Genomic DNA, 12572 nt, shown 5'->3' with positions numbered 1-12572 from the left:
ATTTGACAAAAACTTTGATCGTGCCTCAGGCACTTAGTTCCCTTCTTAAGCAAACCTCAGGTTATTTAGTCGTTTCATTAATAACTCATCCTTCATTAAATATCGGGAATAATGGTATTACTATTTTTCCCAATCGATTGTACTTCGCTGTTGACGGGTTTCCCGTTAGGAATAAAAATGTCTTTTTGATTCAATTGAGCCTGCTTACTATTGTAAAAACAATGTCAGCCTTCAAGAGAAGCAGTAATTCGCCAATTATTTGTTTATGTTTCTAGTAGGAAGTGAGATGTCCAATCACGATAGTTAAAGTTACTCTAATGACATTATTTTAATACCGAAAATCAACTACCCCGATACTAGAAACATTGGTGGCTATCATCGCCAGCATAGATTTGTGGTTAAAAATACGACTAAAATTTTGCAGACTCCAAGAGCTTTGAGTGTATAAAAAAAGAGAGTAATATAGCACCAAGTGCTATATTTAAAAGTAACAGGATATCAGCCACGATGCGCATATTCAAAACGAAGTGGTTTACCAAGACTGCAAAATCGCATGCTATCAAAGATGGTGAATTATTCCGAGCTATTGAAGCTGTCATGCAAGGGAAAGCGGACAATCTTGGCGACGGTGTTTATAAGAAGCGCCTCAACCAGAATCGTGATCGGGCCATCATATTAGCTAAAGGTGGAAAGAGCTGGTTCTATACCTTCCTCTATGCTAAACAGAATATGGCAAACATTGATGATCGCGAACTGGCTGGATTCAGGGAGCTAGCGAAACATTACGCTGGCCTTTCAGATGAAAAGATTACAGCGATGATTAAGAACAAAGAACTGGTGGAGATTTGTTATGGCCGCAAAAAGTAAATTTAAAAGTCCTGCGTTTGAAGCTATCCATAGCGCTGCTTCTGGATTATTTAGCGTTGGTGCAATTCCACAAGAAACTATGCGTAGCTTTGATAAAGCTTGTATCGATAGTGTTAATGATCTTAAGCCTCTTGAGATCAAAGAATTACGCGAGAAACTGAATGTAAGCCAGCCAGTTTTCGCTCGTTATCTCAATACCAGTGTTTCAACGGTTCAGAAATGGGAAACCGGGGTAAAGCGTCCTAGTGGGTTGTCGCTGAAATTATTATCTGTGGTTCAGAAGCATGGGTTGAAAGTGTTGATGTGATATAAAAAATGGCCCGCTATACTGTGGGCCATTTTTACTTTTATGACTGAGAGTTAATCAGCTTATTAAAGAATTAATCAGGCAAATCTCTTCCTGCCAATCATGGTATCTGCCCACGCCGTCGTAATAACCGCTTTCGCCTTACTATCCAGATTCTCAATAAAACCATTATCCCCCGCTGTCGGGGCAAAACCGCTCATGGCTTGGATCAAGGAATCAACCGCATTGTTTGAAAGTGTGAGAAATTCACGCTCTCCCGACAGATCCTTATTACCCATCTGCGTCACCAGTTTGGCACGATGACCATTAAAGTAATCGTTAAAGGTGACTGAACCTACTGATTCAAATATGCCCTGAGCACTGTTGTCCTGAGTATGACGATTCACTGATAACACCAGATCATATCCGCTGCGCTGGAACCACAGGTTTTGCCAGTTAATGCCGTTCAAGACAATCATATCTTCAGCGTTGATATCGCTAACGTGATTATCAATCACCTCGGTGCTGACCACAAAGCTGTCTACATCTGCCCCGCCCTGGAAGCTGTTCTGATAACCCCCCAGTACCAGCAGATCCTGCCCCTCACCACCGTCAAACTGACTGAACTTCGATATTGCCGCCGCGATCAGGTGATCATTACCTTCTCCACCATCGATCATCGCATGGTAGCCCATCAACTTAATGACATCGTTACCGATGCCGCCATCAATTCGGTTGTCATTACCAAACACTCTGGCAAAATCATCACCTTCATTCAGGTCAACTTGATTGTTATTACCGATGGTCACCGCATAATCCCGATCTTCCCCGGTATCCACCCGATTGTCGTTACCGGAGGTGATGACGTAATCCTGCCCGCTACCGGCATCAATAAGACCTTCTTCACCAAAGATAAATGCCTGATCATTACCTTCCCCCATGAACACATGGTTAATACGTCCGGCCATCACCGCGGTATCATCACCCGCACCGCCAAACATCATGTTTTCACGTCCCATCAGGATGCCCAGATCGTTACCTTCGCCCCCGGTATAGATGTTGGATATCCCCATGGCATAGAACACGTCATCACCGCGGCCACCCCAAAAGTTGTTGTTATCGCCCAGATAAGCACCCAGATCCTTACCGTCACCACCCCAGTTGAAGTTGCTGTTGCCCAGCGACATATGAATATCACCGTCTCCTTGCAAATGGCCGCTGTTACGCAGAAAATCGAATGTTTTCTCTTCCATATTAAGCAAGTCTGCCGTCAGGTTCTCTTTCAGATTGGTGATTAACGATTTCATTTCTGTTTGCTTATCTTGGCTGAATATCGTCGCAAACAGGTTAGGCAGGTTCAACGCGTTAAAACCCAATGTACGATCCGGGTTGCTAGTGTCAGTCGTTGGCCGGTTGATTTGCACTTTTTCAATATTATCTGGCAGTACCGGACTTTCTTCCTTAATTTCTTGCTGTTTTAAGCCATGACTCTCCGCAAATGACTTCACCCCATCCGCCCCCATATCAATGCCAGATTGCAAATCTGCAAACCATTGATCGGGATCAGCAAAAACTTTCAGTGGTTCACCACTGAATTCTCCAATGATTTCAATCATCTCTTGCAAAATAGCGACACCATCAACCGGTTCGCCTGTGCGGGAGACTATACGCCCCTCCGCGGTGTAATCTACGCCAAAGATATCTGCAAAGGTGGTGTCTGCCCCAACCCCCGACAATCGACCAAGCACTCTGTTCTTAAGCTGACGCGGCAAGTCGTGCGGATTATAGGTGAAGGTCGTCTTTACTAGACCGGTTGCCGTAATCTCCTGGGTCATCAGACCAAACAGCGATCCCAGGTTGGTATCCAAAATCGATTGGATGTTGTCGCCAAACATCACGTTCCAGTTACCCATTGTCACCTGAATATCCGCGCCCTGACCACCAACCGCAAAGTTGAATGCCAGCGTTTCATTAGCCTGACGGAATTGGTCCGCACGACTCATGTTACTGGTGTCAGCACGATACCCATTGTTGCTCAACCACGCGTTGTATTTTTTATTCAGTGTTAATTCGATATCGTTTTTCAGCGCACGGCTGCTACGTTCATTTTGGGAATCCAGATCAATCAGGGTGTGATAATCCACGCTGCTGGTTTGATCCAAACCGGACATATCCTGAATAAACTTTTTCGCACCAGCCAATGTCCATTGTTCATTTTGCGCAACTAACCACATCTGTCCTTCATCAGAACGGGCAATGCCTTGCAGTACGTCCGCAATATGCGCAGCGCCATCAAACGGATTGATCAGTGGCGGCGTCGGAATGGATTTATCCATCATCACAATCAGGTCGTTACTGCGGCCCATGTTGAAGCTCACATTATGATTACCGATAAACATCTGCGCCCCTTCAAGCGCCTGATAGCCACCAATATCAAAGCTGTGTTTACTCTCACCATTACCGATATGAACCATTAGGTTGTTGTCACCAAAAGTCAGTGATTTAACACCACCGGCACCCACTTTGATGCCAACGTTCGATGTTCCCCAATGAATCGCGGTAAATTCCCCCTCTCCCACATTGATCTGGATATTGCCGGAATAACGCCATTGGTTGCTGTTCGATCTATCACCGAAATGACTATTCATCCTGATCCTGCGCTTCTCCGGCGCGGTGAAAATATTCGCATTCTTTGCAATCGTCCCTTTAGCCGGCTCATCTGCGTTGGCTATCCCCACAAGGGAGAGGTTGATGTCACTCTCCGCAATACCACGCACGACCCGCTCTGTACTGGTCGTCAGTTCCCCCTGATCATCCCACCGGAATATGATTTTGTTATCAGACAGGTTGTTAACCCATTGGTTATTTTCGTCACGGGTAAATTTACGGCCTGTTGCATCAACCGCAACTTCACTACGGCGGGCCGAGACATCACTGCGGATCCCCTGCTTGTCCAATGCGTTAATAAAATGGCGGGCAAAACCGTCCCGCTTGTCATCACTTATCAACGAACAACCTACGATACTGATGTGGCTGGGTTTATCCATCTGACTAAAATATTGGCTGAACTGTTTGAGTTTTACCGCCAGCTCATCGGCACTGTAACCACTCAAACGACTGTTATTCTGTTCTGATTCATCACGACCATGACCGACAATCTGCCAGCGTAATTTGCCCGATAATTTAGCCGGATCACCATAGACAACCCGGTACTGACCGTCAGAATCAAGCTGAACAACAACGCTGGAATCCGGATGCTTACCTGCCAGATTGGCCGCAGCTTTAGCAACGACCGGATCATTTTCTGTCTGAATAATAATCTGACCATCAAAACGCGTTTCACGACCATCGGTTTGAGGTGTAACCGTGATGCGTTCCCAAGACTCAACATTTTTATTTTCGATAACATCATTTGATGACAAGCTTTCCAGCGCAGGGATCGGCGTTTTAAGTGTCAGTCTATTTACCGTCGGATAAGTAAAGACTTTACCGACATTCAACTGCACAAAGTTGACAGCTTGCTTAATGTTGTTGCCTTCAACTTCAACCAAGACTTTCCGACCCTGTTTAGTCGTCACTTCTAACGTTATATGATCTTCACCGTAATCAACCACTCGCCCGGTCGCACCTGAACCCAGGGTAAAATTCCGGCCTTGCTCTTTTAATGCGCGCAGTACGTAATCCTGTTCACCATCACGCGCCCTTTTCCAGAAACCGTCGTATTTCGCAATGCGGCTTTCTTCAAATTTATTGAATTGAACATAGAAACTTTGATCCTTCTGTTCACTCGCCTGAAATTTATATTTCGTGAGGTATCCTTTATGGAAAGAATCCATAAAACGGCGGAAGTCATCAAAGTTGGCAAACGATTTTGCCCCATAGTTAGGATCATAGAATGACCAAACTGTTTGAACTCCGTTTTTGTGTACCACCACTGACATTGCGTGATCTTCAGACATAAATGTCATGTAAGTCGATTTACTCACATTACGCAGTTTATCCATGACAAATTCATAACCTTCAGCCTCATAATTCAACGCATTATTGATGTTCGGCCCGGTCAGCCCATTGGCTTTTAACTTGCCACCATACGCGGCATTGGCTGCTCTATGTGCAGCAACCGTGGAGCTATCCATCGACTGGCTGTGCTGTATTGATAATATATCTTCAATCGCCGGGCCAATATTTTGGCGACGATATTGGTTCAACAAAGCGGATTCAATGGAGCCAATATCTGTTCTCTTATTAATTGATGTATCGTTGTACGCTTTAATGGCATCTTTCAGCCACATCATATAAGCTTTGCCACCCCCTAAACCATGTACCCGCTCTTCAATCAAGTAACGGGCAGACAGGGCAAAACATAATCCTTGCATGAGTTTTTTAGACTCAGCCGTGTCTCCCTTGGTCAGGCGTACACTGCCAATTTCGGGAATGATTTTCCCGAGTTTTTCCAGCAAGTTGCTACTCTGGCTAAAATAAAATGAATGATCCCTCAGCTCTTTTCCACGTGCTCTGACATCAAAGATTTTGTTATCAATTTTTTGCAGTATGTCCCCTTTGGCAGCATTATAATGTTGAGCAGCAGAATGATCCGTCAACACGGTATCTGGCGTATTCACCAAATATTGAATCCCGTTATTGAACTGTAGACGGTTACCCACGTGTTCAGTATTACCCAGCGCTTGCAGATTTTCTTTGCCCAATCCCTGACTAAACCGCCCATCTGCGGATACAACAGTTTCAGGGTTGATCCGGCTGCCGATTTCTACATTATCCTTTAGCTTATACCCCTCTCCAGACAAACCACTGCCATATGCTCCCACACGTTCGGGTTTAGCATGACCACTCTGCTGCGCTCCTTTCGCATCCTCTTTTGCCTGAGACGCTTTATTTTCCGCTGCTGTAATGTCACGCTTGCCACGACGTTCAGCACTCTGATAGGTGGTATTAGCGTCATCTTTCGCTTTTCCGGCCTGCCATTGTTGTGAAAGCGCCTCTGCCTTTTTCCATTCCGCTTTTATTTGTGCATTTACGGTATCTTGCATTGAGCCGACACAATGCTGTTCACTTTTCACTGCGCCAGCTTCTGATATTGCAACCGCTTTTTTGACTTCGTGTTGGTTAGTGATAATAACTTGCTGTGTATTATCTAATTGTTGTTGAGAAACAGAACTTGCTTGATTTAATTTATTTTTAACGCTGTTTAACAAACCACCAGCGAAACGATTGCGCCACATGTCACCTGATGTACCATCGTAGTTGGCGTAACTATCAAGCGCATCCAAACCGTCAGCCATGGAAATCAGTTCATCCGTCACCGCTTGAGCTTCTTCTTTCACTGCGTCACGCGGTGCCTGACCATTCGCCCCCAGCGCGTTTTGATCGGTTAGCGCCAGTTGGGATTGTAATTTTGCCGTTACTGCCCGCTGTTTATCTTTTTCTTGTTCCAACAGTTGACGAGCACTTTCCGCTTTCTCTTTATCATTTAATGCATTTTGCGCCGCTTTATCCTGTTTCACATATTCGGTAATGGCATTGGCTTGTAGTGAACTTTCAGATTTAGCAACAATATTATCCAAAACATAACCCACCCCATCATTTAAGCCGGTACCTCTAAACTCAATGCGGTTTCTGCCTTTTTGGGCGATCAATTCCAGCGTTTCATGTTGCCATTTAGTGATATCTCCAGCCGTTGAGAATACCTCTTCATTATTCCAAAAAACCTTCATGCCATTGTTCGTGAGATAAGCATTGGGACGATTGGCAAAATCAAAACTCAGGGAAATAACCTCCCCTTCATACAAATTTTGCAGATCCTGATAAATCGTGGTGTTGGCATGAGTATCAAGTTCGCTGACCCGTTCCCCATGATCTGAATTATCAAGACCATAAGCACTTGCGGGGCTATATGCCTCAATACCATGAGTTGACTGCCAGCCATAATCCCCCTGCTCAAAGTCACCGTTGACAATCAATGACATCTCAGCTTCTGCAACCACGTTATCCAGAACGTAGCCCAGCCCGTCATCATCGCCTGTCCCTTTAAATTCAACCCGGTTATCGCCCTCTTTTGCCATTAATCTCAGCGTCTGGGTTTGCCATTCTGTTTGATCACCCAACGTCGAAAATACACGTTCACCGTTCCAGAAGACCTCCATGCCATCACCAGCAGACATGTCCAAACGTCCTGCAAAGTCGAAACTCAAGATAATAATTTCGCCCTGGTACAAGTCTTGCAGATCTTGATAGAGGGTCGTGTTACCTACAACATCAAGTTCACTGACTCGCTCACCATGCCAGTCATTATCAAGACCATAATTGCCCGCGGGGTTATAGGCTTCAATACCATTGGTTGACTGCCATCCCAAGTGCTCTTGTTCAAAATCACCGTTGATAATCAGATTTTTATTTTTGTTCGATATGGATTTGATTTTTCGATTCAAAATGCTTTCAATCTGGTCAGTGTCTGGCGTGTCGATATCTGTCACTGAAGCACTAAGATGATGGTTTAAGTCCGAACTTATCGGCTCAACTTGCTCCATTTTGAAGCCATTAATGGCAGAAACTTCCGCTAAATTAATCGCCCCCCGGCCTCTACGGGTACCGGATGTGTTTGATTCACTACCGTGAACCAAATAGTTAATCGCCTGACTGCCACCCACACCTAAGGCAGTCTGTTTGATATTGCCAAACAGGAGAGAGAATTTGTTGTCTGCAAGGTTGTTTACGGAAAGGCTGTAGAAATCACCATTACCAATTTTAATCGCCACATTATTACATGCATAAGCGGCATGGAACGCCAAACCATCACCGATCTGAATATTGGCGTTGTTTTCTCCTTTCATGACCGCGACATTGAGACCATTGCCAACTTTGGTATTAATATTGTGGTTGCCCCACGCCATGTTAACCGAAACACCATCTCCAACTCTGGTATTGACGTTAAGGTCACCCTGCGTTACCGCGACATTTAAACCATTCCCGACAGTGGTCGTAATGTTAGTTCGGCCTTTAGCCACTATCACCTGCCGGCCATCACCCACTTTGGTGACGATATTTTTATCACCCCACAAAGCGTTAAAACTGTCACCCTGACCAATGTGGGTCGCAATATTAACATCACCTTTGGCAAGCACTACATTACGTCCAGCGCCGACCTTAGTGATAACATTCGCTTCGCCCCAAGCTCCGGTATAGTCATCTCCATCACCGACATGGGTGATAACATTGGCATCGCCCTGAACCACAGTGACTTCTTGCCCATTACCAACTTTAGTAATGATATTTACTTGACCTTTAGCGAAGTTGTCACGGTCGCCATCACCGACATGAGTCAGGATATTGGCTTCACCCCAAGCAGCGTTAACACTGGTTCCATCACCTATTTTGGTGATGAAATTGGCCTTGCCTTTGGCAAAACCGACGGTAGTTCCATTACCAATATGGGTCATCACATTACCTGCATCGGAACTGAGCAAGCCGACCATTGTCCCTTCACCTACTTTGGTCAGAATATTGCCCCGGCCAAAAAGGACACCCGCAGTTGCCGAATTGCCCACATGAGTCATGGCGTTCGCTTTGCCAGCCGCCACTACGCCCATAAAATCATCACCCACTTTGGTCACGATATTCGCTTCACCTTGGGCCAAAACACCGGTTAAACCTTTACCTGCATGAGTCATGATATTGGCTTGACCAAACATTGCCGCCAGCGTTGTACCATCGCCAACTTTGGTCATGACATTCAGTTCACCGGCAAACAAGCCAATACTGGTGCCTTTACCCACATGCGAATAGATATTGGCCTTACCCAACATCACAGTGGTTGTCAGATCATCACCGACTTTTGTCAGCACATTGGCACCGCCGATTATGACAGCAAAAGTATCGCCATCCCCCACATGGGTAAAGATATTAGCTTTACCCATCATCGCTGACAAAACCATGCCGTTACCCACTTTGGTGGCAATATTGCCTTTTGCCAGCATCAGGGCAACGCTGGCACCGTCGCCAATATGGGTAAACACATTGCCGACCGCTGCCATCAGCGCCAGCGCATTGCCATCCCCCACTTTGGTGAAAATATTACCCAAACCGCCCATCAACGCCCAGGCGTCACCGTTGCCAACATGGGTGAAGAGATTGCCTGCTCCCATCATGGCCGCAATCGCCGTTCCATTGCCGACTTTAGTAAAAATATTGCCGGCCGCTGCCATTACGCCCAGTATCTGACCGTCACCAACTTGGGTAAGTACGTTGCCTAAACCAAACATGATGCCAAGCACATCACCGTTGCCGACTTTCGTCAGAATATTGGCGCCTCCCAGCATGACGCCCGTCGTGTTACCGTCACCAATATGAGTCAATACGTTTGCGCCACCGCCCATCAGCGCCAATACATTACCCTGACCTTTCTTAGTAAGCACATTCGCGCCACCCAGTGCAATCGCTGTGGTGTCTGACCTATCACCATCATCACTGATATGCGTGATAATGTTAGCGCCACCGAACATACCCGAAACCAGATCACCGGCCCCCAATCTGGTCAGCACATTGGCCCCTCCTGACAGCACCGAAGAGATATTCCCGATGCCTTTTTGAGTCATGACGTTAAAACCCCCCGTCGCTAACCAGTTAGCGTGACCATGACCTATTTGCGTGTGCGTATTGTAACCACCCTGCATCACCACCTGGCTGTCGCCATTGCCTTTGTGGATCGAAATATTGCCAACCGCCAAAAGATGCGCCAGGTACAGGCCATCACCGATCCGCACCAGTACGTTAGCAGCGCCTCCTGCGTTAACATCCATTGTGCCACTCCGGCTTTGGTGAACAATAACGTTGGCTAAACCCGCACCATAAAACGTCAAATCGCCCTGTTCGCCACTTTTTATAATGACGTTAGCCGCACCTCCGCCCTCAAAATTAACATTGCCGCGAGTGACACTGGATTCAATCATGTTTCCACCCCCGACACCGATGAAATTAATGTCGCCCGAACTCTCATTGATATCCGGTTGTTCAAATTCTTCAGTACGTTCTAATTGCTCAGAAATGCGGTATACCGTATCAAACTGATATTGCAGCTCGCTTAAGGTACACCCACCTGCTTTTATAGGGCTGTATCCATTTGCAGGAGAAAAATCTTCATTAGCCAAATCACCGGTATGATCACCCGCTTTGTACCACGCTTTGGCAAGATATTGCAGTGAACCTGTTTCAGGATCATCCGCTAATTCAACCAGCACGACTTTGGTGTATGATTCTATATATGTGGCATACACATAAGTATTAGGTTGACGGTTCCATTTAACCGCGGAAACATCCACTTTCTGGCTGTCGGAAAAGATGGCGTGTCCACCCATTTTGGCATCAGAGAGCGTGATATCCTCCACATTGACCGATGTGCCGACAATATAAGTTACCCACTCATTTTCCAGTACATTTTCTTCGACGCCCTGAACAGTCATTGGCTTCTGATGTTCAACCGTTAAATTGAAAAGACGGTAAGCACCGTTAACATTAATATCGACAAATCCATTGAGTGAATAAATATTTTGCGATGCGAGATTTTCAAGATGATTACCTATTTTATACCAGGAACTGGCGTAATAATTGAGCTTACCGGTGACAGGATCATTTTGCAGTTGAATTTTGCTGACATGCGTGTACCGATTATCGGTAAATGCAAACAGATAAGTATTTGGCTCTGTGGTTGATTTAACCCCCGTCACTGGCTGAAGCTCCCGGAGAAAATCACCGCCCATCATCGCCGTTGTCAATACGATCTCCTCAGCCAAGGCATATTCTAATGCCCCACCGATTCCCTCATTATGATAAATTCTATTTGCGGTTATATCTGATCTGGTGATTTCATTATAAGCACCGGTACCGGAAAAATTGATATTGCCATGAGCAACATTAGAATAGATTTTATTGTCACCACCAATCCCTTCAAAAGTAATATCACCATGAGTTTGCTGGTATTTGTCTTCACTTTGATACAGACGTTCAATTCGGTTTGATGCGCCTGCGCCACGTAAAATAATATTTCCCTCTTTACCCTTACGTACAATGTGATTATCAACACCGGCACCATTAAAAATGATATCACCACGTTCTATCCGCGAGCTGATGCGATTTGCTGCGCCTGCACCATGAAATATCACATTACCTTGAGACCCTTGATAGGATTTAAACCAAGTACGGTCGATGTTATTACCCGCACCCGCTCCGGCAAAATCCAAATTACCTCTGTCTGTTTCGTGCCATAATTTGTTGTAACCACCTGCACCATTAAAGTCTATATCACCGGTTAAACCTTTACGCTCCAAACTGTTATAAGCAGCAATACCTGCAAAATCCAGATTACCATGGTCACCTGAATGTTCCATGGAAACACCTCCGGCAGCACCCGAAAATGCAATATCACCATCCCCACTCTTATCAATATTTGCGTAACCCGCGCCACCGGTTACTGACAGATCGCCATTGGAATCCGCTATCTCTAAATATGCAGCCCCACCAACCACGGTGTCATGCCCGGTACCGGTATATACCTTCGCCGCAATCGAACCGAGAGTAATATGATCATTCCCACCACGAGCATAAATATAACCACCAAATCCAATAGCATTAATATCATTATTATTATCATCAGCAGAATAGTTTCCGGTGAAAAAATACTGTGTACTACTATTTAATGATTTACCCATAGGCAATCCTTTAGTTTATTTCTTTTTCAGATCAGCAAAATACATAAAGAGAAAAAATCTTGGTTGTTATTGATATCTAAGATAATTTATATAAATATTTCAGGCATGCTCTTACCTAATAGGAGTTTATTAATGAAAGCAAAATACAATAAACAAAAAATTAAACTCAGCGGAATTCTGAGTTTATGTGTCTATAAGTTCTTTTAAGTCATTCTTTGATTAATTAGGTGAATAAATCGAGCGAAATAATATAGAGCATAAATTTAAAAGCAATATTCACATAAAAAAAGTCTTCTTATCCCCCTACACATTGCCTAATACCCAACATTATCATCATTAATGTGAATAAGTTAATAAAGCGTAAATTAAATCAATCGCAGCTTGTTTTTTATTCAAAACTTATTTAAATAAAAAATTAATTAGTTAAGTCATTAATATTATCAATGTGAAAATATAGAAAAGTTTAATTTATCTCTTTGAAATAAAGGGATAAATTAATAAAATAACTTGGATTCACATAATAAGAGTCACTAATGAAGGGCATGAATCACAACAGCAGAGCTAATCGGTAAAAAAACAGCCAGTATCCCCCCATTTTTTGGGCGAAATTACGCTCATAACAAAGCACGAGTAACAAGAAATAGTTGTAGCGACCTAAAAACAAAAAGCACCAAACCTGCAATCAACGGCAGTTTTCAACC

At 44.6% G+C, this 12572-nt stretch carries 4 protein-coding genes; 3 read left to right on the top strand and 1 reads right to left on the bottom strand.

All coding sequences use genetic code 11. The features are described from left to right. From ACGF63_RS19440 to ACGF63_RS19430, 3 genes are all read left to right on the top strand, one after another. A partial coding sequence (locus tag ACGF63_RS19440) for a hypothetical protein (protein WP_387632745.1) occupies window positions 1-275 on the top strand: 275 nt, incomplete at its 5' end. A gap of 232 nt (window positions 276-507) precedes the next feature. Continuing rightward, window positions 508-867, top strand: a complete 360-nt coding sequence (locus ACGF63_RS19435; protein WP_387632744.1) for a type II toxin-antitoxin system RelE/ParE family toxin — start codon at window positions 508-510, stop codon at window positions 865-867. Further along, complete coding sequence (locus ACGF63_RS19430; RefSeq protein ID WP_132355296.1) at window positions 851-1174, top strand: DNA-binding transcriptional regulator; 324 nt, start codon at window positions 851-853, stop codon at window positions 1172-1174. Before ACGF63_RS19435 ends, ACGF63_RS19430 begins: the two co-directional genes overlap by 17 nt. A gap of 77 nt (window positions 1175-1251) precedes the next feature. On the opposite strand, the gene rtxA is transcribed toward ACGF63_RS19430, so the two are convergent. Next, window positions 1252-11871 (bottom strand): MARTX multifunctional-autoprocessing repeats-in-toxin holotoxin RtxA, encoded by a 10620-nt coding sequence (rtxA, locus tag ACGF63_RS19425; protein ID WP_387632743.1) that lies wholly within the window; start codon window positions 11869-11871, stop codon window positions 1252-1254. Between the last annotated feature and the right edge of the window lie 701 nt (window positions 11872-12572).

Source organism: Photorhabdus sp. RM322S (genome assembly GCF_042879395.1).
GTDB classification, from domain to species: Bacteria; Pseudomonadota; Gammaproteobacteria; order Enterobacterales; family Enterobacteriaceae; genus Photorhabdus; species Photorhabdus khanii.
Note: the sequence above shows the minus strand (reverse complement) of the source record. Positions and strands in the feature narration are given on the sequence as shown.